The sequence below is a fragment of the Variovorax sp. LARHSF232 genome (genome assembly GCF_052871435.1).
The window spans coordinates 830,641-857,289 of sequence record NZ_JBIXJS010000001.1; the positions used below are offsets into that span (position 1 = coordinate 830,641).

The following is a 26,649-nucleotide window of genomic DNA, read 5'->3' on the forward strand; positions in this document are numbered from 1 at the left end:
TGCGAGCCGCCTTCTTGAAAAAAGCCGCCCGCGAAATTGGCAACCGCGTATTTTAATCGGCTTTGGGGGCGCTACTTTCCGGGTCGCTTTACGCCATCGCCTTCGGTTCGCGTTTGACCCGGAACCAGGCCGCGTACATGGCCGGCAGCGCCAGCAGCGTGAGCACGGTGGCCACCACCAGGCCGCCCATGATGGAGACGGCCATGGGCCCCCAGAACACGCTGCGCGACAGCGGCACCATGGCCAACACCGCGGCCGCCGCCGTCAGCACGATCGGCCGCAGCCGCCGCACCGCCGATTCGACGATCGCGTCCCAGGCCGGCACGCCGGCCGCGCGGTCCATCTCGATCTGGTCGATCAGGATCACCGAGTTGCGCTGGATCATGCCACCCAGCGCGATCACGCCCAGCAAGGCCACGAAACCGAAAGGCCGGTTCGACAGCATCAAGGCCCCCGCCACGCCGGCAATGCCCAGCGGCCCGGTGATGAACACCAGCATGGCCCGGCTGAAGCTGTGCAGCTGCAGCATCAACAGCGTGAAGATGATGAACAGCATGATCGGCACGCCAGCCACGATGGAAGAAGAGCCCTTGCTGCTCTCCTCCACCGCGCCTGCCACCTGGATCATGTAGCCGGCGCCGCCGTTGTCCTGCCACTTGGCCTCGAGCTTGCGCAGCGAGGGCAGCAGCTGGTCGGTGACGGTGGCGCCCTGCATGCCTTCGACGATGTCGCCCTGCACCGTGATCGCATAGTTGCGCCCTTCGCGCCACATCACGCCGGGCTCCCAGCCGAACACCGGCTTGGCGATCTGCGACAGCGGAATGGATCGGCCGGAGGCCGTCGGCAGGTAGGCGTTGCCGATGTCGGAGATCGATTCGCGCTCGTCCGGCGACTGGCGCAGCACGATGTCGATCAGCTTGTCGTTCTCGCGGAACTGGCCCACGTTGGTGCCGCTGAACATGGTGCGCGACGCCTGGGCGATGGCCTGGCTGCTCACGCCCAGCGTTCGCGCCTTGGCCTGGTCGACCTCGAGCCGGATCACCTTGACCGATTCGTTCCAGTTGTCGTTGACCCCGCGCATGTTGGGGTTCTCGCGCATCTGCGCCTTCACCTCGTCGGCGTAGGTGCGCAGCAGGGCCGGATCGGTACCGACCACGCGGAACTGCACCGGATAGGCCACCGGCGGGCCGTTGGGCAGCAGCTTCACGCGGCCGCGCACCTCGGGAAACTCCTCGGCCAGCAGCGCCGGGAAGGCCACGCGCAGCCGTTCGCGCTCCTTCAGGTCCTTGGCCAGCACGATGAGCTGCGACACGTTGGTCTGCGGAAACACCTGGTCCAGCGGCAGGTAGAAGCGCGGCACGCCGGAACCGACCCAGGTGCTCACGGTCTTCACGCCCTCCTCGCGCATCAGGCGCTGCTCGAGGCGCTTGGTGACTTCTTCGTTGGCGGCGAAGGAGGTGCCTTCCGGGAACCAGACGTCCATCAGGATCTCCGGGCGGCTCGAATCGGGGAAGAACTGCTGCTGCACCTTGCCCATGCCGACGATGCCCACGGCAAAGATCAGCAAGGTGGCGCCGATGGTCAGCCAGCGGTGCGCCACGCACCAGTTCACCGTGCGCCGGAAGGCGTTGTAGAAGGGTGTGTCGAACAGCTCGTGCGGCGGCGCATCCGGGTCGTGCGGCTTCACCTTGAGCAGCAGGGTGCCCAGGTAGGGCACGAAATACACCGAGACGATCCACGACAGCACCAGGGCGATCACGGTGACGAAGAAAATCGCAAAGGTGTACTCGCCCACCGTCGACCTGGCCAGGCCGATCGGCAGGAAGCCGGCCGCGGTGATGAGCGTGCCGGTGAGCATGGGCTTGGCCGTGACCTCGTAGGCGAAGGTGGCGGCACGCGCCTTGTCGTAGCCCTCCTCCATCTTGCGCACCATCATCTCGACCGCAATGATGGCGTCGTCCACCAGCAGGCCCAGCGCGATGATGAGCGAGCCCAGCGAGATCTTGTGCAGGCCGACGCCAAAGTAGTTCATCGCCAGGAAGGTGACGGCCAGCACCAGCGGAATGGTGATCGCCACCACCAGCCCGGGCCGCACGTCCACATACCAGCCCAGCCGCCCGCCCTTGTGCAGGCCCAGCGCAATGAAGCTCACCGCCAGCACGATGGCGATGGCCTCGATCAGCACCTTCACGAACTCGTTGACCGAGGTAGACACCGCCACCGGCTGGTCCTGCACCTGCGCCAGCTTCATGCCCGCGGGCAGGCGCCGGCCGATCTCGTCGGTGGCGCCGCGCAGCGACTCGCCCAGCGCGATGATGTCGCCGCCCTTGGTCATGGCGACGCCCAGCATGATCACCTCGCGGCCCTGGTGGCGCACCTTGACCGCGGGCGGATCGACGTAGCCGCGCCGGACTTCGGCGATGTCGGAGAGGCGCAGCTGGTTGCCCGAGCTGCCCCGGATCGGCATGGCACGCAGTTGCTCCACCTCGGTGAACTGGCCGGCCACGCGCACCTGCACCACGTCCTGCGGCGACTGGATGTTGCCCGCGCTTTCCACCGCGTTCTGCGAGCCCAGCTGGGCCAGCACGGCGTTGAAGTCCAGGCCCAGCTGGGCCAGGCGCTTTTGCGAGACCTCGATGTAGAGCTTCTCGTCCTGCACGCCGAACTGCTCGACCTTGGCCACGTCCTTCACGCGGAGCAGCTGCTGGCGCGCGTCGTCGGCCATGGCCTTGACCTCGGCCGGCGAGAAGCCGTCGGCCTCCAGCGCATAGATCACGCCGTAGACGTCGCCGAACTCGTCGTTGAAAAACGGCCCCTGGATGCCGCCGGGCAAGGTGCCGCGGATGTCGCCCACTTTCTTGCGCACCGTGTACCAGACGTCGGCCACCTCGCCGGGCTTCGAGTTGTCCTTGATCTGAAAGATGATCTGCGACTCGCCCGGCTTGGAGTAGCTGCGGATGATGTCGGCGTACGGCACCTCCTGCAGCGTGCGCTCGATCTTGTCGGTCACCTGCTCGGCCACCTGCTGCGCGGTGGCGCCCGGCCAGTAGGTGCGGACCACCATGGCGCGGAAGGTGAAGGGCGGGTCTTCGTCCTGCCCCAGTTGGAAGTACGAGGCAAAGCCCAGCAGCATCAGCACCACCATCAGGTAGCGCGTCAGCGGCGCATGGTCGAGCGCCCACTTGGAAAGATTGAAGCCGCGCTTGCGCGGCTCCTCGCCGGCTGCGCCGGTCGAACCGGTGTTGGTGGGGGACGTCATGCGGGCGCCCTCTTCAGCGTTGCTCGGCCTTGGCGGCGACGGCGGCGGCTGGGGCCGTGGAGGCCTTGCTGTATTTGTCGTGGTAGATCGTCACCTTCTGCCCGGGCGACAGCACGTGCACCCCGGCCGATACGACCAGCATGCCGGGCGTGATGCCGGCGGCGATGACCGCCTCGTTGCCGTCGGCCGTGGCCACCTGCACCGCCTGCGAGCGCACCGTCATGCTGGTCTTGTCGAGCACCCAGACGGCCGTGCCCTGCCCTTCGCGGCGCAGCGCGCTGGTCGGCAGCTTGAGCACCTGGGCGCCCGCCAGCGACAGCGCCTTGGGCTGCGCGTAGACAGTGGCGCCCAGCGGCGGCGACTTGGCGGCATCGATGGCCACCTTCACGGTGTAGGTCCGGGTCACGGCGTCGGCCGCAGCCGCCACTTCGCGCACCGTGCCGTCCAGCGTGTGGCCGTTGTTCTCGGCCCAGCTGCGGATCAGCACCGGCGAGCCCGGCTTGATGAGCGAGGCCCGGTCTTCCGGCACCGCGAACACCACGTCGCGCGCGCCGTCGTTGGCGATGCGCACCACGGGCGTCCCGGCCGACACCACCTGGCCCGGCTCGGCCTCCACGGCCGTGACCACGCCCGCCACGTCGGCCACCAGGTTGGCATAGCGCGCCTGGTTGCCCTGCGAGGCGACCTGGGCCTGCGCCTGTTCCAGCTGCGCCTGCGCCGACTTGAAGGTGCTTTCGCGCCGCTGCAGCTCCGCTTCGCTGATGAAGTTCTGGGCCCGCAGCCCCTGGTAGCGCTGCAGGTCGGCCGCCGCCAGATCGCGGCTCGTCTGCGCCGCGGCCGCCTGGGCACGGGCAGCGTCGGCGGCCAGCTGGTAGTCCTTGGGATCGAGTTGCGCCAGCACCGTGCCGGGTTCCACGTGCTGGCCCACCTCGGCCTGGCGCCGGGTGATCTTGCCGGCCACGCGAAAGCCGAGCCGGCTTTCCACGCGCGCCTTCACTTCGCCGGCAAATTCCAGGGTGCTTCCATAGGAGCCGCTGCCCACCTCCATCACTTTCACCGCGCGGATCGGCTCGGCCGGCTGCGGCGCCTCCTTGCAGGCGGCCAGGCTGGCGGCCACGAGGAGCGCGGCGCCCAGGGTGCGGAACGAAATGGCTGGAGCGATGGGCACAGTCATGAAGACACCTGAAGCTGGGAAGTGAAAAGGGTCATTAATGACCGGGCGGTTAGTAATTTAGGGTAAACGTGAATTCATGTCAACGCGAATGCGCGGCCGCCGAGCCCGGCAGCGCGGTGCCCGACAATCCGCGCGTGCCGGTTTCCCCAACTTCCCCCTCCACTTTCGCCGCCGCGCCTGCCGTGGCCGGACAGCACTACGAGAACTTCCCGGTCGCCTCCTGGCTGTGCCCGCCGCATCTGCGCCCGCCCATCGCGGCGATCTATGCCTTTGCCCGCACTGCCGACGACATCGCGGACGAAGGCGATGCCAGCCCCAGCGAGCGCCTGGCGCAGCTGGGCGCCTTTCGCGCCGACCTGGCGCTGGCGGCGCGCGGCCAGCCCTGCTCCTCGCAATGGCCGCAGGTATTCGGCCCGCTGGCCGCGGCCATCGCCCGGTTCGCGCTGCCGGAACGGCTGCTGGCCGACCTGCTCTCGGCCTTTGCCCAGGACATCGAGAAGACGCGCGCGCGCGCCGCTTACGCCGACCGTGCCGAATTGCTGGACTACTGCGCCCGTTCGGCCAGCCCGGTGGGCCGCCTGCTGCTGCATCTTTATGGCGTGCATGAAGCCGATGCGCTGGCGCAAAGCGACGCCATCTGCAGCGCGCTGCAGCTCATCAACTTCTGGCAGGACCTCAGCCTGGACCTGCCGCGATCGCGCTTTTACCTGCCGCTCTCGGATTGCGCCGCGCATCACCTGGCGCGCGAGGATTTCTCCCGCTTCCAGCCGCTGGCGGGCATGCCGGCGCCACCCGCCGCGCTGGCGCTGGTGGCCGCCGAGTGCGCCTGGACCCGCGCGCTGATGCTGCGCGGCGCCCCGCTGGTGCATCGCCTGCCCGGCCGCGCCGGCTGGGAGCTGCGGCTGGTGGTGCAAGGCGGCCTGGCCATCCTCGACAAGCTGGAGGCGATGCATTTCGACAGCTTCGCGCGGCGCCCCACCGTCGGCAAGACGGATGCCCCGCGCCTGGCCTGGCGGGCGCTGCGAATGCGTCGACAATCGCAGCCTTCATGACGACGACCCCAGAACAATACGTACAGGACAAGGCCGCGGCCTCCGGCAGCAGCTTCTATTACGCCTTTCTGTTTTTGCCCAAACCGCGCCGCGCCGCGATCACCGCCTTCTATGCCTTCTGCCGCGAAGTGGATGACGTGGTGGACGAAGTCAGCGACCCCGGCATTGCCGCCACCAAGCTGGCCTGGTGGCAAGCCGAAGTGGCGCAGGCCTTTGCCGGCCAGCCGCACCATCCGGTGATGCAGGCGCTGATGCCGCACGTGCAGCCCTTCGGCATCGAGGAACGCCAGCTGCAGGAAGTCATCCGCGGCTGCCAGATGGACCTGGAGCAAACCCGCTACCTCGACTTCCCGGGCCTGGCGCGCTACTGCCACCTGGTGGCCGGCGTGGTGGGCGAAGTGGCGGCGCGCATCTTCGGCCAGAGCGAGACGGCCACCACCGAGTACGCGCACAAGCTGGGCCTGGCGCTGCAGCTCACCAACGTGATCCGCGATGTCGGCGAAGACGCGCTGCGCGGCCGCATCTACCTGCCGGTGAACGAGCTGCAGCAGTTCGACGTGAAGGCCCACGAGATCCTCAACCGCGTGCATTCGGACCGCTTCGTGGCGCTGATGCGCTACCAGGCCGAGCGCGCGCACCGCTGCTACGACGAGGCCTTGGCCCTGCTGCCGGCCACCGACCGGCGCAGCCAGAAGCCGGGGCTGATGATGGCCAGCATCTACCGCACCCTGCTGCGCGAGATCGAAGGCGACCAGTTCCAGGTCTTGAACCAGCGCGTCAGCCTCACGCCTTTGCGCAAGCTGTGGCTGGCGTGGCGCGTGCAGGCCCTGGGCAGGCTGTGACGAGCGCGCGAACATGAGGATTGCGGTGGTCGGCGCCGGCTGGGCCGGCCTGGCCTGCGCTGTGCATGCGGCGCGCGCCGGACATCGCGTCACGCTGTTCGAAGCCGCGCGCACCCTCGGCGGGCGGGCTCGCCGGGTCGATGGCGAGAACGGGCTTGCGCTCGACAACGGCCAGCACATCCTCATCGGCGCCTACAGCGCCACGCTGGAACTGATGCGCTCGCTGAACGTGGAGCCGCAGGCGGCGCTGTTGCGCACACCCTTGCAACTGCGCTTTGCCGACGGCGGCGGACTGGCCCTGCCGCGGCTGCCGGCGCCGCTGGACCTGGCCGTCGGCATCCTGGCGGCACGCGGCTGGAACTGGCGCGACAAGGCCTCGCTGCTGCGCACGGCACTGGGTTGGCGCCGCGCCGGCTTCCAGTGCGCGCCGAGCGCCTCGGTGGCGGAACTGTGTGCCGGCCTGACGCCGCGCGTGATGCAGGAGTTGGTCGAGCCGCTGTGCGTTTCCGCACTCAACACGCCGGTGGCGCAATCCAGCGGGCAGGTCTTTTTGCGGGTGCTGCGCGACGCTCTGTTTTCCGCTGAGCGCGGCGGCGCCGACCTGCTGCTGCCGCGCGTCGATCTCGGCCGCCTGCTGCCGGACGCCGCCGCTGCCTGGCTGCAACGCCACGGCGCGCAACTGCGTACCGGCTGCCGCGTGCAGTCGCTCGAACGCGTGGGCGCGCACTGGCAACTGGATGACGAGCCCTTCGAGCGCGTCGTGCTGGCCTGCGCGCCCTGGGATGCGGCGCGCCTGGTGCGCGGCGCCGGCATCGAAGCAGGCCCCTGGCTGGATGCGGCCGAAGGCTTGCGCTACGAAGCCATTGCCACCGTCTACGCCCAAGGCGCGTCGCGCCGGCTGGCCGCGCCCATGCTGGCACTGCGCAACGGACCGGATGCGCCGGCGCAGTTCGTGTTCGACCGCGAGCAGCTGGGCGGCCCGGCCGGCCTGCTGGCCTTCGTGGTGAGCGCCAGTGCCACCGAGCGCGATGGACTGCAGGCGCAGGTGCTGGCGCAGGCCGCCAAACAACTGGGCGAGACGGGCTTGCGCGTGCTGCAGACGGTGGTGGAAAAACGCGCCACCTTTGCCTGCACGCCCGGCCTGGTGCGTCCGCCCGCGCAGATCGCGCCCGGCCTCATGGCCTGCGGCGACTACGTGGAAGGGCCGTACCCGGCCACCCTGGAAGGCGCGATCCGCAGCGGCGCCGGCGCCGCATTCCAGCTCGGGGCCGGCTGACGCGAGGGTTCGTCCGACGTGATGCTGTGCTTGTCCATCAGGCGGTACAGCGTCATGCGCGACACGCCCAGTTCGCGCGCCGCATGGGTGATGTTGCGGCCAACCCGGTTCAGCGTCAGGCAGATGATGTCGCGCTCGGCCGTGATGCGGGCGGTGTTGAGCGCCACCCCGATTGCGTTGTCTGCCATCGACAGGCCCAGATCGGCCGGCGCGATCAGGCGCCGGTCGGTCATCACCACCGCGCGCTGCACCCGGTTGTAGAGCTCGCGCACATTGCCCGGCCAGCTGTGCGCCTGCATGGCCTCCATCGACTGCCGGCTGAAGCCGCGGGCGCGCGTGCGGCTGGTGGCGGCGCAGCGCTGGAAGAAGTGTTCGGCCAGCACCGGCACGTCTTCCATGCGCCGGCGCAGCGGCTGCACGTCGATCGACAGCACGTTGAGCCGGTAGAAGAGATCCTCGCGAAAACGCCCCACCGCCACCGCCTCGGCCAGGTCCACATGCGAGGCGGCCACCACCCGCACGTCGACTTTCAGGTTGCGCACCGCGCCGACGCGGATGATGGTTTTCTCCTGCAGGAAGCGCAGCAGGTTGGTCTGCAGGTCCAGCGGCAAATCGCCGATCTCGTCCAGGAAGAGGGTGCCGCCGTTGGCCGCCTCGATCAGCCCGCGCCGGTCCGACGATGCGCCGGTGAAGGCACCGCGCTCGTGGCCGAACAGCTCGGAATGGATCAGGCTGGGCGCGATGGCCCCGCAGTTCACCACCACGAAGGGCCCGGCCGCGCGTTGCGAGCACTGGTGGATGGCGCGGGCCGCCAGCTCCTTGCCGCTGCCGCTTTCGCCGCCGATCAGCACCGGTGCGTCGGTGCTGGCCACCTTGCGGATCTCGGCGCGCAAGCGCGCGATCACCGTGCCCTGCCCCACCATGCCCAGCGCGTCGTGGCTGCGCGTCTCGCTGCGCCGGCGCTGGCGCAGCAAGGCACGCTGCTGCGCATGCGCCAGCATCACTGCCAAGCCATTCCAGTCCACCGGCAGCACCTGCTGGTCGAAGAAGCAGTCGAGCACCAGGTCGCGAAACTCGGGCGACTCCAGGGCCTGCGCCTCGCACAGCGCCACCCATTCGGTGGCGTCGGACGCATGCACCAGCGACTCGACGGAAGCGGCTGGAACGCCCAGCGTGGCGCCGGCGATCATGAGCCCCACGTGAAAGTTGCCGTGCGCCAGCATGCGCTGCGCGGCCGGCACGGTATGGGCATGGGTCACGGCCCAGTCGTGCGCCACCAGCTGGGCGGCGGCGGCGCCCGCGTCCCCATCCAAGGTCAGGCACAGGACTTCAAGCGGCGGCATCATGCATACCCCGCTAGAAGGACATCGGGACGCGGACGGTCAAGGTGAGATCGGGGGTGTCGCGCGTCAGTCCGGCACCCACCGAGACATTGATGTTGGTCTTGTCGGTGAGCCGGAACGAGTAGCCCAGCAGCAGCGACGCGAGCTGCGTGCGCACCGAGCCGCGCACCGTCTGGCCGTTTTGCTCGGTCGGCCCGATCGAATAGAGCTCCACGCCCATGCTGAAAGACGAACGCTCGTTGATCGACAGGCCCATGCCGAAATTCATGCCCCAGACATCGCCCGGCTTGATGCTGCCCAGCATCTCCTGCTGGTTGTTGAGCACCAGCCGGCTGACGTCGTCGCGCTCGAAGTTGTAGGTGTAGCTCAGCCCGCCGAAGAAGACCGCCGGATCGGTGGGAAAGAGCCAGGTCAGGCTGGGCTGCAGCGAATAGAAGCCCGAGCCGGTGGGCACATCCAGCGGCAGTCCGGTGCCGGTGGTGTTGCCCAGGCAGCGGTTGACGCAGTCGGTCACCACCTCGAAGGGGTCCTTGCCGGTGCGCGACTTGAAGCGCAGGCCGCCCACCAGGTAAGGCCAGTTCTCCTTGGCGCTGAAGAGCTGGTAGCGCATGGCCACTTCCACGTCGCCAATCCCATTGCCCTTGGTGTTGAACACGTTGTCGACCGAGGCGCCGGTGAAGATCTCGCGGCTGACGGTGGAGTCGGAGCGGATCACATAAGGCACCTTCAGCTCCAGCTCCGTCTTGCTGCCCACGCCCCAGCGCCCGGTGAGCGCCGGCACCAGCGTGTTGCGCTTGACTTCGCGCACGTCGATCAGGCCGATCAGGATGGCCGGGATGACGGTGTAGCCCACCAGCGCCACGCGGTCGTTGGACGAGTAGCTGTACTGGAAGGAAGGCTCGAACACGAAGCGCCCGGGCGGCGTGAGGATGCTGGGCTCATCGAAGATCTGCGCCATCGGCGGCGCCACTTCCTGCGCGGCCGGCGCCACGCCCACCTGAACCGGCCGCTCGCCGGCCTCGGCACTCTCTGCGGCCACCGCCGCGCTGGCCGCGGTGGCGGCGCCACCCGCATCGGGCACCGGCGTGCCGGGTGGCCGGACCGCCGGCTTGCGCGCCTCCTGCCGAACCTCTTGCGATTGGGATTGGGATTGCGTCAGCCGCTCCTGCATCTCGCGAAAGCGCGCTTCCTGCTCGGCCAATTGGCTGCGCAGCGCCTCGATCTGCTGGCCTTGCGCCTCCACCTGGCGCTGCAGCGTATCGACCCGCCTGGCCGTCGGCACGGCATTGCGTCCGCTCTGGCTCTGCGCCTGGCTTTGGGCTTGCACGGCCTCGCCCAGGCATGCCAGCGCCGAGCACAGCACGAGCACGCGCAACCTGCACCGGTGAGATGTCTGCATGGCCCCCTCGCGACCCCGTTTCTTGGTTCGATCTTTGGGTGCGGCAGCGTACGCGTTACTTCCGAAAACAGGCAAGACACAATTTGCAAACAAAGGTAATCAACCTTCAGCCAACAGGGTCACTGTCTCAGATGTGGTGCATCAGCGTTTTTGCGCTCCGTCCCGATCCCCGGCTTGACACGCCGATGGTGCGTCGTTGGCGCCTCCACAAAAGAGAGGAGCGCGGAGCCGACGCGGCTGTCACGCCGGCGTGACAGTCACGCCACCGCCACCAAGCCAGCCGAGGCCGCCCGTGCGGCTGCAACGCATTGCAAACGAGGTGTGCGTGCTGTGAACAGCGTCTAGCAGGCGTGACAGATGCGAGCACGAAAGCCCTTGCGTTGCGGGCGCCGGCCCTGCGCGGCAACGGACCCGACAGTGCGCAACCCGCGCCGTTCCTCGGTGCCGAAGCGAACGCACACACAAGCACGACGCACTGGCCCCGAAGTTGCAGAGCGCGACGGTCGATTTGCGCACGTGCAAGTCGATCGCTTGTCTTTGCGTTTCATCAACCAACCTGGAGCCTTCATGAAAAAGACACTCTTAGCGTCTGCTCTCGCCATGGCCTTCAGCGGGATGGCATTCGCCACCGCAAATGACCAGACAAGCGGCGACGGCGGCACGAACACATCAACGGACACGACCACGATCACGGTGACGCCCACGATTACCAAGACCGTGACCAGGACCCGGAACGACACGGGGGATGCCAATGCCAACGCGGCGCGCTCGGCAGCGCTCAACAACGGCTCGACCGGCACCTTCACCAATGCCTTCAACAGCACGCGCGTGGTGGCCAACAGCACGCTGAACGGCACGGTGACCGGCAACAACGTCGCCTACATCGGCAACTCGGCCTACAACACCGGCTCCGCGGCCGGCGGCAAGGGCTATGGCGGCACCGGCGGCACCGGCAGGGGCGGCACAGCAACGGGCAGCGCCACGGGCGGCAACGGCGGCACTGGCAACGGCGCGGTCGGCGCCGACGGCGGCTCCGCATCCAACGGCGATGCCACCAACGGCAGCGCCACCAATGGCAGCGCGACGGCCGGCTACGGCGGCAACGGACGCGGCGGCAGGTCCAGCGGCGACAGCAACGGCGGACGCGCCACGGCCAACGGCGATAGCGGCGCCCGCGGCGGCTCGGCGCTTGGCGCCAGCGGCGGCGGTGGTAACGACGGCGGCAGCACCGGCAACGCCAATGCCGGCGGCGGCGGAGGCGGCGGTGACGCCGGCTTCGCACGCGGCGGTCGCGGTGGGCGTTCCGGCAATATCGGCGAAGGTGGCGGTGTCACGGGTGCCGGCGGCGCCGGCGGCGCGGGCGGTACGAATACCGGCGGCGCAGGCGCGGCCGGTGGCGCGGGTGGTACGAATACCGCTGGTGCTGGAGGGGCTGGCGGCGCAGGCGGCACCAACACCGGTGGCGCAGGTGGTGCGGGCGGTGCCGGCGGCACGGCCACGGGCGGCGCAGGCGGCACGCATACCGCGGGCGCAGGCACCGGCGGCGCGGGCGGCTCGGCCACCAACGGCAGCGCCACCAATGGCAGCGCCACCAACGGCGACAACACCGCCGGCAACGGCGGCAACGGCGGCAATGGCACCGGTGGTGCAGGCGGCGCCGGCAATGGCGGAACCAACACCGGCCAGGGCGGCACGGGTGGTGCAGGACAAGGTGGCACGGGCGGCGCAGGCGGAACCATTACCGTCGATGCCGGCACCTTCAACATGTCCAACACCATGACCAGCGTCGGCCAGTCAGCGGCCGGTGTGATGCTGGCGAACCAGAACAGCGGCTTTGCCTCGCTGGTTCAGCAAAGCGTCAACGTGCAGGCCAACCTGACGGTCGGCGGGCCGTAAGGCGCCTTGCAAGCCTGGGCACGATCGCTGGTCGTGCCCGGCTCAACAACATGGGAGACGCCATGAAAGCTGCCCAACGACTGCTACTCGCGTGCGCCGGTTGTGCGCTCGTCTGCGCGGCGCCTGCGGTCGCTCAAACCGTGGAACCCGGCGGGCCTGCGGCCAGCCTGTTCGCCCAACCGGTGGACGCCGACACGCTGTCCGGCTTCCGGGGCGGTGCGCAGGTGCGCAACAACATGGCGCTGGACGGTGTGACCGCGGACAACTCGGCCTACGAGGTCACGACGGGAACGAACAGCATCGGCACCGGCGCGTTCGCCAACATGAGCGGGCTGCCGATCGTGATCCAGAACTCGGGTGCCAACGTGCTGATCCAGAACGCGGTGATCCTCAACGTGCAGATGGACTGACCGATCATGCGTCGATTGCTCTGTCGCGCCCTGCTTCTGCTTGCCGCGGCGGCCACTCCGGTGGCCGCCCAGCAGGCCTACATGCCCAGCATGGGCGGGGGCGACTACGTCCTGCCGATCACGAGCATGAAGCAGGCGCGCACCCGCACCACGCTGATCCAGAAATACGACTTCAGCTGCGGCTCGGCGGCATTGGCCACCTTGCTGACGCATCACTACGGCATGCCGGTCAGCGAAGAGACGGTGTTCCAGGAGATGTACAGCACCGGCAACCAGGCCAAGATCCACAAGGAAGGCTTCTCGCTCCTGGACATGAAGCGCTTCCTGGAGGCGCGCGGCTTCGAGGCGGATGGCTTCCAGCTGCCGCTGGACAAGCTCAACGAAGCACGCGTTCCCGCCATCGTGCTCATCAACGAAAGCGGCTACCACCACTTCGTCGTGGTCAAGGGCGTCTCGGCGGATCGCGTGCTGCTGGGCGATCCGGCGCGCGGCACCCGCATCCTGTCGCGCCGCGACTTCGAGGCGCGCTGGCAGAACAGCCTGCTGTTCGTGATCCACAACCAGATGGAGCGCGCCCGCTTCAACGTCGCCGCCGAATGGCGCGTCGTGCCGCGCGCGCCGCTGGGCGAAGGCATCTCGCGCGGCAGCATGAGCGACTTCACCATGCCCAAGATGGGCCCTGGAGATTTCTGATGCCCGCGCCGGCCCGCCGACTTGCGCATGGCTTCCCGCCAGTGCTCGCAGTGCTGGCCGCCCTCGCCTTCGCGCAGCAAGCCCAGGCGGACGCGCCAGGCAAACCGCTCGCGCGTACCGAGGAAACCTGGATGGCCGTGAGCGACCACACGCTCGATTCGCAGCGCGGCGGCTTCGACCTGGGCGCCGGCCTGCTGGTGAGCTTCGGCATCACGCGCGCGGTCTACATCAACGGCGAGCTCGCGGCGCAGACCACGCTCAACTTCGGCCAGCTCGACAAGATCACCGCCGCGCAGGCCACCGAGCTGAGCCGCCAGCTCAATACGCTGAACCTGGTGCAGAACGGTCCTGGCAACACGGTGGAAGGCCCGCTGGGCGGCCTCGGCGGCGTGGTGATCCAGAACACGCTGAGCAACCAGCGCATCGCCAATCACACGGTGATCAATGCGCAGACCAACGGCATGAGCCTGTTGAAGGACCTCAACACGGCCGCCACCCTGAACGAGGGCATCGCACGCGCCGTCGGCGGACGCTGACGATCAGTGGCCAAGCGCCACGCACAGGGCGTGCAGGTCCGGCACGATCAGCTGCGGCTGTTGTGCCTCGTGCTCCCAGGCCCGCTCGTCGCGCACCAGCCAGGCCGCCTGCATGCCGGCGTTGAGGGCGCCCAGCACATCGAGCGCGGCGTCGTCGCCCACGTGCAGCACCTGATCCGGCGCAAGGCCCAGCGAGGCGGCCGCGGCATGGAAGATCGGTGCCTGCGGCTTGCCGCTGCCAAAGCCCCGCGCGCTGAAGGCGCCGCGGAACCAGGGGCCGACGCCCGTCAGATGGATGTCGGCATTGCCGTTGGAGACGGCCACCAGCGGATAGCGGGCACTGAGCCATTGCAGGGCGGGCAGCGCGTCCTCGTACAGGGTGACGCGCTGGCGTTCGGCAAAGAAAGCATCGAAGGCCGGATCGGCCAAGGCGGGATCTTCGCCTGCGCGCGTCAAGGCGGATCGGATCGATTCGCGGCGCAGCGCGCTCATGTCGTGCGCGAGGTCGGAGCGCTCCCGTTCGGTGGCCTCGCGCAGCTCGCGCAGCACGCCGGGCGTGATGAGCAGATCGGCGGTGCGCGGTGCTTCGCGTACAAGCCATGCGTGCAAGACGCGCTCGGCGCGTTCGATGGTGGGCCAGATCGGCCAAAGGGTGTCGTCCAGGTCGAGCGTGATGGCGGCGATGCGCGCCACCTCGAGCCCCTGGGACGTGGCTTCCTGCTGAAAAGTCATGCGGGAGAATATACGCATGCGCTTTCGCCCCGAACCCCTGGCCCCGCCCGCACCCAACACCCTTTCCGCTCCCTCCACTGCCATCCTCTGGTGCAACCTGGGCTCGCCCGAAGCGCCCACGGCCGCCGCGGTGCGGCCCTTTCTGGCGCAGTTCCTGTCCGACCCGAGGGTGGTCGAGATTCCAAAGGCCATCTGGTGGCTGATCCTGCACGGCATCATCCTGCGCACGCGCCCTGCCAGGTCGGCCGCCAAGTACGCCGCCATCTGGATGGCGGAGGGCTCGCCGCTGAAGGTCTGGAGCGCCAAGCAGGCGCTGCTGCTGCGCGGCTTTCTGGGCGAGCGCGGCCACAGCGTGCGGGTGCTGGATGCGATGCGCTACGGCCAGCCGGCCATCGGGGCGCGGCTCGACGAACTCAAGGCCGAGGGTGTGCAGCGCGTGCTGGTGCTGCCGGCCTACCCGCAATATTCGGGCACCACCACCGCCAGCGTGATCGACGCCGTCCATGCATGGAGCCGCAGCATTCGCCGGCTGCCCGAATTGCGCTTCGTCAACGGCTACCACGACGACCCCGCTTACATCGACGCACTGGCGCGCAGCGTGCAGCGCCATTGGCAGCAGCACGGCCGCGGCGAGATGCTGCTCATGAGCTTTCATGGCGTGCCCGAGCGCACCGCGCTGCTGGGCGACCCCTATGCCGCGCAATGCCAGGAAACTGCGCGCCTGCTGGCCGAGCGGCTGCAACTGCCGCCAGCGCACGTGCGCGTCAGCTTCCAGTCGCGCTTTGGCAAGGCCAAGTGGCTGGAGCCGTCGACCGACGCCACCTTGCGCGGCTTCGGCGCGCAGGGCCTGGGCCGGGTGGACGTGATCTGCCCCGGCTTCACCAGCGACTGCCTGGAAACACTGGAAGAAATCAACATGGAAGGCCGCGATGCCTTCATTCAGGCCGGCGGCAAGGCCTTCCACTACATCCCCTGCCTGAACGACGACCCGGCCTGGATCGCCGCCCTGGCCGAGATCGCGCAGCAGCACCTGGCCGGCTGGCCGACCCGCGCGGGCAGCTGAGTCAGCTCACTGGGTCACGTTGCCCAGGAAGTCGCGCTTGCCGATTGGCACGCCCTCATGGCGCAGCACGTCATAGGCGGTGGTGATGTGAAAGTAGAAATTGGGCAGGCCGAAGGCCAGCAAGTACTGCTGGCCGCTGAACTGGAAGACGTTGCCGCCCAGCTTCATCTCCACCACGCGCTCGGCGGCGGTATCGAACAGCGCGCGGTCCACGCCCTGCACGAAGGCTCGGGTCTTCCCGCTACGGGCAACGAGTTGATCGAGGGTGCTTTCCTCATCGGGAAAAGCGGGCGCCTCGGCGCCGGTGATGCGGGCGATGGTGGCCTTGGCGGTGTCGCTGGCACGCTGCACCTGGCCGGCCAGGGTGAGCATGTCGGGCGCCAGGCGCGCCTGCACCAGCTGGCCCGGGTCGATGTCCTTCTCCTTGGCGTGGGCGGCGCCCTTGGCCAGGATGTGCTCCAGTTGAGTGAGGCCGCGGACGATCAGTGGAACGGAAATCTCGTACATCGAAAGCGCCATCGCATGCTCCAGTTTCTTCAAAGGGAGCGCATTGTCACGCGCCGTGAGATTTCTCGCTGGCGGCCAGAAAATCCGCCACCGCATCGAGTTGCGAGGGCACGTTGAGGGCCGGCGCATGGCCGCAGCCCGGCACCTCGATCACCTGCAGGCGGCCTGCAAGCCCGGGGCCGCGCGTCTTCATCTGCGCCACGGTCTCGGGCAGCACCAGGTCGGACTGCGCGCCGCGCAGGCACAGCACCGGCACCTCGATGGCGTCGTAGTGCGGCCAGATCAGGTAGTCGTCCGCATGACTGGTGAACTGGCGCACCATCGCCGAGTCGTAGTGCGGCGTGACGCGGCCATCGGCCAAGCGGCGGGTGGAGGTTTCGGCGAGGCGCCGCCACTGCGCGTCGCTGAGCCAGCCGTAGGGCGCGTAAACCTGGCGGAAGAAGGCTTCCAGTTCGCTCACCGTGTCGAAGGCCGGCGGACTGCCGGCGTAGGAGCGGATGCGCTCGATGGCCGGCGCCGCCAGCTGCGGCGCGTTGTCGTTGAGCGTGAGGCTGGCGATGCGGCCTTTCATGGCGGGCTCGAACAGGCCCGAGGCGCACACGGTGCCGATGGCGCCGCCCATCGAGGTGCCAATCCAGTGCAGCCGCTCCAGCCCCAGCTGCGCGCACAAGTCCGCTGCAATGCGGGCGTAGAAGCGCAGTTGGTAGTGCGCGTCCGGATCGCGGCTCCATTGGCTCAGGCCCCGGCCGATGGTGTCGGGGCAGATCACGCGCCAGCCGCGCACGGCCAGGTCAAGGGCCAACTCGTCCATGTCGCGGCAGGTGCGCGCCAGGCCATGCCAGGCGATGACGGTGCGCGCATGCTCGGCGCCCCACTCCACGTAGTGGATTTCGTGGCCTGCGCAAGACAGGTAGTGCGAAACGGGTGACATGGCGGGACCTCTCCTTGGCTTGACGACTACTTCAGCAGCTTTCCACTGCTGCCGATCACGGTGACTTCCACATAGCGCGAGCCGATGCGGTTGGCTGGCGAGAAATTGACGAACACGCCGCCCAGGTCGTGGTTGCCCATCGACTCCAGGGCCTTCACAACGCGCGCTCGGCTGGGCGCGGGACCGGCGCGGCGCAAGGCCTCGACCAGCACTTTGGCGCCGAGGAATTCTTCGAAGCTGGTGTAGTTGGGCTCCTGCCCGGGTGCGTACTTCTTCAAGAGCTGCTGGTATTCGCGCACCGCCGGCAGATCGGGCCGGTAGGGATAGGGCACCACCTGGCTGATACCCAGGCCGCGCGCGTTCGACAAGCCCGCGCCCTTCACCAGCTCGGCCGGGTCGACCACCGAGATGTTGAACAGTTGCGCCCCGCCGCCCGCCTCGCGGTAGCGCTTGATGAAGGCGGCCGCCGGCTTGTTGACCGCGATCATGATCACGGCCTGCGCGTCCGATGCCTTGATGGCCCGCACCGCCTCCTCCACCTTGTCGGTATTGCGCTCGTAGCCGGCCGCAGCAGCCAGCTTGAGGCCTCGCTTGTCCAGCGCCGCATTCACGCCCGCCAGGCCCGCCTTGCCGAAGGCGTCGTCCTGGTACATCACGCCGATGCGCTTCAGGCCCAGGGTGGTGACCTGCTGCACCATGTGCTCGGTCTCGTCGCCGTAGCCGGCGCGCACGTGAAAGATCCACGGGTTGAAGGGATTGCGCAGCGGCTCGCCGCCCGTGTAGGGCGCCACCAGCGCTGCGCCGCCCCGCTCGAGCACGCCGTCGGCCAGCAGCTTGGCGATGTTGGCGGTGCCGGCAAAGCCGAACAGGGCCACGGTCTCGGGCTTGGCCAGCAGCTCCCGCGTGAGGCGCACGGTCTCGTCGACCTTGTAGCCGTCGTCCACCACCTTGACGCGGATGCGCGCGCCATGGACGCCGCCCTGCTCGTTGATCCAGTCGAAGTACAGGCGGCCGCCCAGCACCATCTGCTCGCCGGTGCTGGCCAGCACGCCGGAAAGCGGCGCCACCTGGCCGATCACGAGCTCGGCGCCCTGTTGCTGCTGCGCACTGGCCGCCGCCGCTGCCAGCAAGCCGAACGCGGCCGCGGCGCAGCGGGCGCGCCAACCTTTCCAGTTGCCACCTGCCATCTTCTGTCTCCTCGTGTCGTTGTTTTTCTTGGCGTGCCTAGCGAGTCGCTCTTGTTGTTGTTGCGGCAGCACGCAGCTTCCCCACCACGCCGGTCGGGAAGAAGTAGACGGAGAGCACGAAGAGCACGCCCAGCCACAGCAGCCAGCGGTCGGGCGACAGCACGGCGGCAAGCCACGGCAAGGCTGCAGCGCTTTCGCTGGCCAGGCGCAGCAGGTCCTGCAGGTAGCTCTGGGCGATGACGAAGATGGCGGCGCCGATCACCGCGCCGTAGATGGTGCCCATGCCGCCGATCACCACGATCAGCAGCACGTCGACCATGATCTCGAAAGACAGCGAGGTGTCCGGCCCGTTGTAGCGCAGCCAGATCGCCAGCATGGCACCGGCCAGCGTGGCGAACAGCGCCGACAGCATCGACGAGACGGTGCGGTAGACCACCACCCGGTAGCCGATGGCCTCGGCCCGGAACTCGTTCTCGCGGATCGCCTGCAGCACGCGGCCGAAGGGCGAGTTGACGATGCGCAGCAGCGCCAGCACCAGCACGACGGCCGCCACGAAGAGGAGGTAATAGCACAGCAGCCGCCCGTCGAGCGAAGCACCCAGGAAGGGCTCCTCGGCGAACTCGAAGCTGGGCGAAATGATCTCCGGCAGCTTGAAGCTCAAGCCGTCCTCGCCGCCGGTGAAGGCCGAGAGCTGCGAAGCCAGCGTCTGGAAGGCCGAGGCCACCGCCAGCGTGATCATGGCGAAGAAGATCGCCCGCACCCGCAGCGAGAACAGGCCGATGGCCAGCGACAGCAGCAGCGACAGCAGCAGCGACGCCGCCAGGCCCACCGCGATCGCAGTCCAGTTCGGCCCCAGCTTCGACGCCGAGATCGCGATGCCGTAGGCCCCGATGCCGAAGAACATGGTGTGCGCAAAGCTCACGATGCCGGTGTAGCCCAGGAGCAGGTCGAAGCTTGCGACAAGCACGATGAACACCAGGATCTTGGCCGCCACGCTGAGCGCCTTGACCCCCGGAAAGATGAAGGGCGCGAACGCCAGGCCCAGCACGATGACGGCGAGCAAAAGCACGAGCAGGCGATTGCCCGGCAGGTCATTGGAGAGGAGTCTTTTCATGAACATCTCGGTGGCCCTCCTCAGCGGTTGACCACGGGGTACACGCCCTGCGGGCGCCAGAGCAGCACCGCCACCATCAGCGCGATGGTGGAGAACTGCGTGGCCGCCGGCAGCAGGAAGCCGATGTAGTTGTTCATCAGGCCCACCAGCAGCGCGCCGATCAGTGCGCCGGTGGTCGAGCCCAGGCCGCCGATGATGATCACGATGAAGATCAGCACGTTGACCTGCGCCCCCATCTGCGGAATGAGGTTCTGCTGGAACAGGCCCCACATGGTTCCGCCCAGGCCGGCCAGCGCGCTGCCGGCCACGAAGATGCCGATGAACAGGAGGCCGATGCGGTAGCCCAGCGACTCCACCATCTCGCGGTCCTGCACGCCGGCGCGGATCAGCAGGCCGATCTTGGTGCGGCCCAGCGTCCAGGCCAGGAGGCCGAAGACCACCAGGCCCACGGCCACCGCCAGCATGCGGTACTTGCTGATCGCCGCGTCGGCGATGAAGATCGAGCCGCGCAGCGCTTCGGGCAGCGGCAGCGGCAACTGTGCCGGACCCCAGATCACCTTGATGATCTCCTCGCCGATGATCATCCCGCCCATGGTGATGAGGATCTGCTTGAGGTGCTGGCCGTACACCGGCCGCACGATGAAGCGCTCGAAGGCGAGGCCAATGGCGCCGGCCACGAGCATCGCCACCAGCATGGCCGGGAACACCGCCAGCAGGTTGCGCCACAGGTCCTGCGAGCCGGTCCAGTCGCCCATCAGGCCGAGCACGCTGCTGGCGACGAAGGCGCCCAGCGCGATGAAGACGCCATGGCCGAAGTTCAGCACGTCCATCAGGCCGAAGACCAGCGTGAGGCCGGAGGCGATGACGAAGATGATCATGCCCATGGCCAGGCCCGCCACGGTGAGCGTGAGCCAGGTCGAGAACGAGCCGGTGAGTGGCAAGGCGATGAGCGCCAGCACCGGCGCCAGAAGCAGCGGCTTCCAATCCATTTCGAGTTTCATAGTGCGAGTCCCAGCAAGCGCTGCTGCAGTTCCTGGTCTTGTGAGAAGGCATCCATGCTTCCCGCATGGACCACGCGGCCGTTGTCCATCACGGCCACGGTGTCACCGAGGCGCTGCGCGAAGTGGAGGTTTTGCTCGACCAAAAGGATCGTGACGCCGCTCGCTTTGAGCTCGCCGAAGGCGTCGATCATGTTGTTGATGATGGCCGGCGCCAGGCCCTTGCTGGGCTCATCGATGATGAGCAGTTGGCGCGGCTCGACGATGGCGCGCGCAACCGCCAGCATCTGCTTTTGCCCGCCCGATAGCTTGCCGGCCGGGTGGTTCCAGAACTTCTCCACTGCGGGGAAGAGCTTGAAGATCCACTTCAGGCGTGCGTCATCCATGTCCTGCGCACGCTTCGCGCCGCGAGCAGCCAGGAGCATGTTCTCCTTGACCGTCAGGTCCGAGAAGATGCCCATGTTCTCCGGCACGTAGGCGATGCCGAGGTCGGCGATCTGCGGCGTCGGCAGCTGCGTGATGTCCCTGTCGCCAAAGCGCACGCTTCCCTGCGAGGCATGCCACAGGCCCATGACGGTGCGCAAGGTGGTGGTCTTGCCGGCACCGTTGCGGCCCAGCAGCATGCTGAGCTGGCCCTTGGGCACCGCGAGATCCACACCGTGCAGGATGTGATAAGCGCCGATGTGCGTGTGCACGCCGTCCAGCGCGAGGAGGTTCGTCGTCATGCGGCCTCCTTGGCAATGCCCAGGTAGGCTTCCTGAACCACGGGCGATGCAATGACTTCTGCCGGCTCGCCATCGGCCACCAGCGTGCCGTTGTGCAGCACGATGATGCGGTCGGCCAGCTCGCGCACCACGTCCATCTTGTGTTCCACCAGCAGGATGGTCTTGGTCTTGTCCTTCTTCAGCTGGCGGATCAGGTCCAGGATCACCGGCGCCTCGGCCGCGTTCATGCCGGCCGTGGGCTCGTCGAACATGAAGACCTTCGGCTCGAGGGCCATCAGGAGTGCCACCTCCAGCTTGCGCTGGTCGCCATGCGGCAGGCTCGCCACGACGTCGTGCTCGCGGCTCTTGAGCGCCACCTGGGCCAGGATCTCGTCGGCGCGGGCGGTGAGCGCATGGTGATCGCTCCAGATGCTCCACAGGTTGATGCCGCGCCGGTGCGCCCCCTCGCGCGTCGCCTGCACGGCCAGCCGCACGTTTTCCAGCACCGACAGATGCGGAAAGAGATTGGTGAGCTGAAAGGCCCGGCCCAGGCCCGCATGCGTGCGCGCCGAGGGCGACAGGCCATTGAGCGGCCGGCCGTCCAGCGACACCGTCCCGCTGCTGGCCTTGAGCTGGCCCGAGATCAGGTTGAAGTAAGTCGTTTTGCCTGCGCCATTGGGGCCGACGATGGCGGTGAGCGTGCCCGGCGCGAAGGCGCAGGACACAGCATTCACCGCCACGTGGCCGCCGAAGCGGATGGTGAGATCTCGGGTTTCCAGCATGTCTTTCTATTCAAATCACGCGTTCAGGGACAGGTGCCAATCACGTAGTAGTTGGCCGCTGTCTGCTTGAGCGTGGTGGTGACGAAGGTGTTCCACAGGCCCATGTTCTGGTTGGAGCCGTTGGCCAGTGCATAGCCGCCGCTCTGGTGGGCGCGGCCGGCCGTCGTGTGGGCATAGTTCGAGGCGGTGAAGCATTGCGGGGTCGTGCCGCCGCCGCCCAGTGTCGTGCCCGTCGCCGGCGTCGACAGCGCGCCCTCGGCGCTGGCCGAATCGACGGCGCCCACGGTCCAGCTGTAGCTGGTCGATGCGGCCAGGCCGGTGTCGTTGTAGCTGGTGCCGGTGACCAGGGCGCCATTGACCTTGTTGCTATTGCGGTAGACGTTGTAGCCGCTGGCACCGCTCACTGCGTTCCAGCTGAGCGTCATGCTGCTGCTGGTGGCGCCGGAGGTGGCCACGCCGGTCGGGGCCGGTAGCGCCGTCCCGCCACCGCCACCACTGCCGCTGCCGGAGGCGAGGTGATCCACCATGGCCTTGATCGCGGCCACCTGCGTGCCGGCGCGCTGGGCGAAGTTGGTGCCGTACCAGCCGATCCAGTCCCAGCAGCCATTGGGGTTGGCGAGCGATCCGCTGGCCGACGTGGCGTGGCTGGTGCTGTCGACCCGCGCCTGCGGGAACAGCACGATGATGCTGTTGGTGTCGGCCCAGCGCGTGTAGCCCGTGTTCTTGATGAACTTGTCGCCGACGGTGGCGTAGTTCTGCACGCAGCCGTGCAGGGCCACGTGGATCTTGCACACGGCGCCGGCGGCGCAGTTGGCCGGCACGTAGACCCAGCCGGTTGGCGACACGCCGGCATTGGTGGTGAAGGCCGCCTGGTTGAACTCGATGTAGTTGGCCGCGGACGGCGCATCGTTGCGCGGATTCAGCGGGCCGTAGAACTTGCTGAGCGCAGCCTTGGCGCCGTCATAACCGCAGTTGCTGATGTAAGGCGAGGCGCTGCTGCTGCAGGCGTTGTTGCCGGTGGCGTCGAAGTCGGTCGGGAACACGTGTGCCGTGCTGGCGCGCTTGGCGTACTCCAGGTTGGCGGCGGTGACGCCGTTGTTGCTGTACTGGGTCTGCAGCGCGTTCATCGGATTCGGGCCGACAGTGAAGTCGCTGTTGCCGACGAACATGTAGATCTTCTGGCCGGCGACGTTGGCCAGCGAATCGATGGCGGTGCCGCTCCAGTTGTTGAGATCGGCCTGCATGGTGCTCAGCATGCTGGCGCTGACCGTGGCGTTGTACATGCAGGCGGTGTAGTTGCTGTGGCCCGCGCACATGTAGGGCCCGCCCGCGAACACGCCCACGCCCTTGAAGGTGCCCGAGAAGGCGTAGCCGAGCTGGGTGGCCATGAAGCCGCCCCCGGACAGACCGGACACCGTCGTCTGGCTGGTGTCGACATTGAGCGCGGGCAACGGCACGGCCGCTTGCGCGGCAGGCGACGCAAGCGCGATGGCCGAGATGGCCAGGGCGAACCTAAGAATCGCTGACGAAATCCTCTTTCTCATGGCGTGTCTCCTCATTGTTTTCATTGCTCTGACGGCTGGGCGAGGCATGCGCCGCTGCGTCTAGCGCATGCGGCGGCGGAACCGGCCTCGCACCAGGGCGCGGCCGGCGTTTTCGGTCTGGATGTGTGAAGCGGCGCCGCACGGGCGCCGCGGCCCGATCAGCGCTTGTTCTTGATCGGGATGTTCATCTCTTCAGGCTTGATCTCGTGCACCAGTTCCGGCACGCCCCACGCGAAGGCCGGGTCGGCCTTGATGCGGAAGTGATACATGCTCTGCATCGCCTGGTGGTCTTCCTTGCGGAAGGTCATCTTGCCCTTGGGCGTGTCGAAGCTCATGCCTTCCATGGTGGCGATGAGCTTGTTGGTGTTGGTGTCGCCATTGGTCTTCTTCAGTGCGGTCACCAGCGCCATCGCGGCGCTGAAGCCACCGGCCGTGAAGAAGTCCGGTGGTGCCTTGAACTGCTTGTAGTGCGCGGCCACCATCGCCTCGTTCACCGGGTTCTTCGGGATGCCGAAGTAGTAGTAGGTGGCGCCTTCCATGCCCGGGAAGCGCTTGTAGGCGGTCATGGCCGGCAAGATGTTGCCGCCCGTGCCCACATCGATGTTGTAGCGCTTCTTCAGGTCGGCATCGGCCAGGGCGTTGAAGGGGTTCGAGGCGCCGGCCCACACCACGGCAATCACCTTGCGGCCCGGCTTGTCCTTCAGCGCATCGACCATGCGCTGGATGCCGGCCGTGAAGTCGGTGGTGGCCGGCGGCAGGTATTCCTCGTGGACGATCTTGGTCTTCTTCAGCGCGTCCTTGAAGGCCTTCACGCCGTCACGGCCGAAAGCGTAGTCCTGCGCCAGCATGGCCATCGAGATGTCGCTGGCGTCCGAGGCCACCGCGTTGCTGATGGCGTCCTGGCTGGAGTTGCGGCCAGTGCGGAAGATGTATTTGTTCCACTTGTCGCCGGTGATCGAATCCGCCACCGCGGGCTCGACCAAGAGGATCTTCTTGTATTCCTCGGCCACCGGCAGCAGCGCCAGCGCCACGCCGGAAGACGTCGGGCCGATGGCCAACGCGGCCTTGTCGTCGGAGTAGGCCGCGGCCAGCAGCGACTTGCCCAGGTCGGGCTTGCCCTGGTCGTCCTTCTCGATGATCTCGATCTTCTTGCCGCCCACCATCATGGTGCCGCCGGTGGCGTAGTCCAGGCCCATCATCAGGCCGGTCTGGGTCTGCTTGCCGTAGGCTTCCAGCGGACCGGTCTTGCTGTAGATGTGCGCGACCTTGATGACGTCGGACTGGGCCCAGGCGGGCACGCTGAGGGCCGATGCGGCGATGGCGCCCAGGGCGGCGGCGGCCACGAGATAGCGACGATGCATTGCTCTGTCTCCTTTTTGGTGATGGCTGAATATTGCACAGTTCGTGCCAGCTTTCCTGCCCTTGCATCCAAAGGACTTTCCCGAGTTTTTCCCTCGAAGAGGACAAAATTCAAACATCGTCATTGCCTGCCGTTCAAGCAATTGATCGCTTTTTATACAGGGTTTACCAGACGGTCGTACAAGGTCGCGCGCGAGATGCCCAACAGGCGCGAGCTGGCCAGCTTATTGCCGCCGGTGGCGGCCAGCGCGGCGGCGATGGCGCGCTGCTCCAGCTCGGCGATCTGATCCTGAAGCGGGCGCAGCAGCGCCGCGGCACGCGCCGCCTCGTCGGGCACCGATGCGTTGTCGTGCGGCGGAGCCGCGGCCTCGATGCGCTCCACGCCCGACTCGCGCATCAGGCGCTCCAACTCCACCGCATCGACGCGCTGCGAATCGCTGCGCATGGCCACCTGCTCCAGCACGTTGCGCAGCTCGCGGATGTTGCCGCGCCAGTGCTGGCCGGCCAGCAGCGCCAGCGCGTCGGGCGTGAGCTCGGGCGGCGCCTCGCCGCTGCGCAGTGCCATGTCCTCGCCCAGCACCTCGACCAGCGCCGGGATGTCGGCGCGCCGATCGCGCAACGGCGGCACGCGCAGCGGCAGCACGTTCAGGCGGTAGTAGAGGTCTTCGCGAAAGCGCCCTTCGCGCACCAGCGCCGTCAGGTCGCGCGAGGTGGCCGCGATCAGGCGCGCATCGAAGGGCACCAGCTTGTTGGAGCCCAGCGGCTCGATCTCGCCTTCCTGCAAGGCGCGCAAGAGCTTGGCCTGCAGGCCCAAGGGCATGTCGCCGATCTCGTCCAGAAACAGGGTGCCGCCGTCGGCCAGCTTGAACTTGCCTTCGCGTCCCTTGCGGTCGGCGCCGGTGAAGGCGCCGGGCGCCACGCCGAAGAACTCGGCTTCGAGCAAGGTATCGGGCACGGCCGCGATGTTGACGCTGACGAACTGGCCATTGGCCCGCGAGGACGCCGCATGGATCGCATGCGCCAGCAGTTCCTTGCCGGTGCCGGTCTCGCCCAGCAGCAGCACCGGGCTGTTGGACTGCGCCGCGCGCCGCGCATGGCGCTTGATCTCCACCGCCGCCGGGCTGCTGCCGATGAAGCTGGCAAAGGTGTACTTGGAGCGCCGCTGGCCGTCGGCCGCGTGCTTGAACAAGGGGTTGTTGCGCTGGCTGGCCAGCTCGCGCCGCGCGTCGTCCAGATCGCGCTGAAGCAATGCGAACTTGTTGATGAGCGGTGCCAGCGTCGTCTGCGGCTGGTCGAACAGCACGATGCCGATGGCGCCGATCACCGGGCCCAGCTTGCCGCTCTCCCCGCCCTCGCCTTCGTGCAGCGGGATGCGGCTGACGACGAAAGTGCCGGCCTTGTTGGTGAGGAGGTCGATCAGGATCGGTTCGCCGCTTTCCAGCACCTGCCGCATCATGGTGTTGGGGATCACGTCCTCCACCATGTGGCCCAGGAACTCGTCCTCCGAATTGAAGCCCAGCGCCGGCAGAAAGCGCTTGTAGCCCTCGTTCATCCAGACGATGCGGCCGCTGCGGTCGACCAGGAACATGCCCTGGCTGATGCTGGAGAACAGCTGGAACATCGAGCGCGCGGCAAGCGACAGGATGCCGTCGGCGTCGAGGGGGAGCGCGGGGGATGCGGCAGGAGCTGGCATGGTTGCACGCATCGTAGCGGGGCTGCGAGTCGGGCATCAATGCGCGTCGAACGACTCATCAATGTTGATGACAGGGCTTCGCGAAAACAGGTGGCCCAACTTGCTATGCTCCGCGCCTTGAGCGCAAGCCAGCCCACCGAGCCACGCGACGCGCC

At 67.8% G+C, this 26,649-nt stretch carries 23 protein-coding genes; 8 read left to right on the forward strand and 15 right to left on the reverse strand.

All coding sequences use genetic code 11. The features are described 5' to 3' along the window. Positions 1–88: 88 nt before the first annotated feature. The gene (locus tag ACIPRI_RS03925) at positions 89–3,259 is read right to left on the reverse strand and encodes an efflux RND transporter permease subunit (RefSeq protein ID WP_446588694.1); all 3,171 of its coding nucleotides are present in this window, start codon (positions 3,257–3,259) and stop codon (positions 89–91) included. A 13-nt stretch (positions 3,260–3,272) separates the two neighbouring features. Then, positions 3,273–4,433 carry an efflux RND transporter periplasmic adaptor subunit gene (locus tag ACIPRI_RS03930; RefSeq protein WP_446588696.1) on the reverse strand — a complete coding sequence of 387 codons (1,161 nt, stop codon included), beginning with the start codon at positions 4,431–4,433 and terminating at the stop codon, positions 3,273–3,275. Between the two features lie 182 nt (positions 4,434–4,615). Between ACIPRI_RS03930 and hpnC the strand changes: the two genes are divergently transcribed. Genes hpnC through hpnE form a run of 3 tightly spaced genes read left to right on the forward strand, consistent with a single transcriptional unit; the run spans position 4,616 to position 7,603 of the window. Further along, positions 4,616–5,485: a squalene synthase HpnC gene (hpnC, locus tag ACIPRI_RS03935; protein ID WP_446620373.1), complete on the forward strand. Its 870-nt coding sequence runs from the start codon at positions 4,616–4,618 to the stop codon at positions 5,483–5,485. Continuing rightward, positions 5,482–6,327, forward strand: a complete 846-nt coding sequence (gene hpnD / locus ACIPRI_RS03940; RefSeq protein ID WP_446588698.1) for a presqualene diphosphate synthase HpnD — start codon at positions 5,482–5,484, stop codon at positions 6,325–6,327. Before hpnC ends, hpnD begins: the two co-directional genes overlap by 4 nt. Positions 6,328–6,340: 13 nt before the next feature. Further along, complete coding sequence (hpnE, locus tag ACIPRI_RS03945) at positions 6,341–7,603, forward strand: hydroxysqualene dehydroxylase HpnE (protein ID WP_446588700.1); 1,263 nt, start codon at positions 6,341–6,343, stop codon at positions 7,601–7,603. On the opposite strand, the gene ACIPRI_RS03950 is transcribed toward hpnE, so the two are convergent. Together ACIPRI_RS03950 and ACIPRI_RS03955 are read right to left on the reverse strand one after the other, a co-directional pair. Next, complete coding sequence (locus ACIPRI_RS03950; RefSeq protein ID WP_446588702.1) at positions 7,519–8,949, reverse strand: sigma-54 interaction domain-containing protein; 1,431 nt, start codon at positions 8,947–8,949, stop codon at positions 7,519–7,521. The genes hpnE and ACIPRI_RS03950 overlap by 85 nt on opposite strands. Positions 8,950–8,959: 10 nt before the next feature. Beyond that, positions 8,960–10,345 carry a transporter gene (locus ACIPRI_RS03955; RefSeq protein ID WP_446588704.1) on the reverse strand — a complete coding sequence of 462 codons (1,386 nt, stop codon included), beginning with the start codon at positions 10,343–10,345 and terminating at the stop codon, positions 8,960–8,962. Between the two features lie 567 nt (positions 10,346–10,912). On the opposite strand from ACIPRI_RS03955, the gene ACIPRI_RS03960 reads away from it, so the two are divergent. The 4 genes from ACIPRI_RS03960 (at position 10,913) to ACIPRI_RS03975 (ending at position 13,880) form a co-directional block, all read left to right on the forward strand. Continuing rightward, the gene (locus ACIPRI_RS03960; RefSeq protein WP_446588706.1) at positions 10,913–12,241 is read left to right on the forward strand and encodes a hypothetical protein; all 1,329 of its coding nucleotides are present in this window, start codon (positions 10,913–10,915) and stop codon (positions 12,239–12,241) included. A gap of 62 nt (positions 12,242–12,303) precedes the next feature. Beyond that, positions 12,304–12,651 (forward strand): hypothetical protein, encoded by a 348-nt coding sequence (locus tag ACIPRI_RS03965; RefSeq protein WP_446588708.1) that lies wholly within the window; start codon positions 12,304–12,306, stop codon positions 12,649–12,651. Between the two features lie 6 nt (positions 12,652–12,657). After that, positions 12,658–13,344 (forward strand): C39 family peptidase, encoded by a 687-nt coding sequence (locus ACIPRI_RS03970; protein ID WP_446588710.1) that lies wholly within the window; start codon positions 12,658–12,660, stop codon positions 13,342–13,344. After that, positions 13,344–13,880: a hypothetical protein gene (locus ACIPRI_RS03975; RefSeq protein ID WP_446588712.1), complete on the forward strand. Its 537-nt coding sequence runs from the start codon at positions 13,344–13,346 to the stop codon at positions 13,878–13,880. The genes ACIPRI_RS03970 and ACIPRI_RS03975 overlap by 1 nt, the downstream gene beginning before the upstream one ends. 3 nt (positions 13,881–13,883) lie before the next feature. On the opposite strand, the gene ACIPRI_RS03980 is transcribed toward ACIPRI_RS03975, so the two are convergent. Further along, positions 13,884–14,612, reverse strand: coding sequence for an HAD family hydrolase (locus ACIPRI_RS03980; protein WP_446588714.1), 729 nt, complete (start codon positions 14,610–14,612; stop codon positions 13,884–13,886). A gap of 16 nt (positions 14,613–14,628) precedes the next feature. On the opposite strand from ACIPRI_RS03980, the gene hemH reads away from it, so the two are divergent. Beyond that, complete coding sequence (gene hemH, locus ACIPRI_RS03985) at positions 14,629–15,675, forward strand: ferrochelatase (RefSeq protein ID WP_446588716.1); 1,047 nt, start codon at positions 14,629–14,631, stop codon at positions 15,673–15,675. 6 nt (positions 15,676–15,681) lie between these two features. Here the strand turns inward: hemH and ACIPRI_RS03990 are convergent, their stop codons facing one another. The 10 genes from ACIPRI_RS03990 to ACIPRI_RS04035 form a co-directional block, all read right to left on the reverse strand. Next, positions 15,682–16,194 (reverse strand): DUF1993 domain-containing protein, encoded by a 513-nt coding sequence (locus ACIPRI_RS03990; RefSeq protein WP_446588718.1) that lies wholly within the window; start codon positions 16,192–16,194, stop codon positions 15,682–15,684. A 34-nt stretch (positions 16,195–16,228) separates the two neighbouring features. Then, positions 16,229–17,113 (reverse strand): alpha/beta fold hydrolase, encoded by an 885-nt coding sequence (locus ACIPRI_RS03995; RefSeq protein WP_446588720.1) that lies wholly within the window; start codon positions 17,111–17,113, stop codon positions 16,229–16,231. Positions 17,114–17,139: 26 nt separating this feature from the next. Beyond that, positions 17,140–18,300, reverse strand: a complete 1,161-nt coding sequence (locus tag ACIPRI_RS04000; RefSeq protein ID WP_446588722.1) for an ABC transporter substrate-binding protein — start codon at positions 18,298–18,300, stop codon at positions 17,140–17,142. Between the two features lie 37 nt (positions 18,301–18,337). Continuing rightward, positions 18,338–19,420, reverse strand: coding sequence for a branched-chain amino acid ABC transporter permease (locus ACIPRI_RS04005; protein ID WP_446588724.1), 1,083 nt, complete (start codon positions 19,418–19,420; stop codon positions 18,338–18,340). Positions 19,421–19,434: 14 nt separating this feature from the next. Further along, the gene (locus tag ACIPRI_RS04010; RefSeq protein ID WP_446588726.1) at positions 19,435–20,415 is read right to left on the reverse strand and encodes a branched-chain amino acid ABC transporter permease; all 981 of its coding nucleotides are present in this window, start codon (positions 20,413–20,415) and stop codon (positions 19,435–19,437) included. Further along, complete coding sequence (locus ACIPRI_RS04015) at positions 20,412–21,137, reverse strand: ABC transporter ATP-binding protein (RefSeq protein WP_446588728.1); 726 nt, start codon at positions 21,135–21,137, stop codon at positions 20,412–20,414. The genes ACIPRI_RS04010 and ACIPRI_RS04015 overlap by 4 nt, the downstream gene beginning before the upstream one ends. Further along, positions 21,134–21,898 carry an ABC transporter ATP-binding protein gene (locus ACIPRI_RS04020; RefSeq protein ID WP_446588730.1) on the reverse strand — a complete coding sequence of 255 codons (765 nt, stop codon included), beginning with the start codon at positions 21,896–21,898 and terminating at the stop codon, positions 21,134–21,136. The genes ACIPRI_RS04015 and ACIPRI_RS04020 overlap by 4 nt, the downstream gene beginning before the upstream one ends. Positions 21,899–21,921: 23 nt before the next feature. Further along, positions 21,922–23,442, reverse strand: coding sequence for an extracellular catalytic domain type 2 short-chain-length polyhydroxyalkanoate depolymerase (locus ACIPRI_RS04025; RefSeq protein ID WP_446588732.1), 1,521 nt, complete (start codon positions 23,440–23,442; stop codon positions 21,922–21,924). Between the two features lie 158 nt (positions 23,443–23,600). Then, positions 23,601–24,803, reverse strand: a complete 1,203-nt coding sequence (locus tag ACIPRI_RS04030; protein WP_446588734.1) for a substrate-binding domain-containing protein — start codon at positions 24,801–24,803, stop codon at positions 23,601–23,603. Between the two features lie 152 nt (positions 24,804–24,955). Next, positions 24,956–26,494 (reverse strand): sigma-54 interaction domain-containing protein, encoded by a 1,539-nt coding sequence (locus ACIPRI_RS04035; protein ID WP_446588736.1) that lies wholly within the window; start codon positions 26,492–26,494, stop codon positions 24,956–24,958. Between the last annotated feature and the right edge of the window lie 155 nt (positions 26,495–26,649).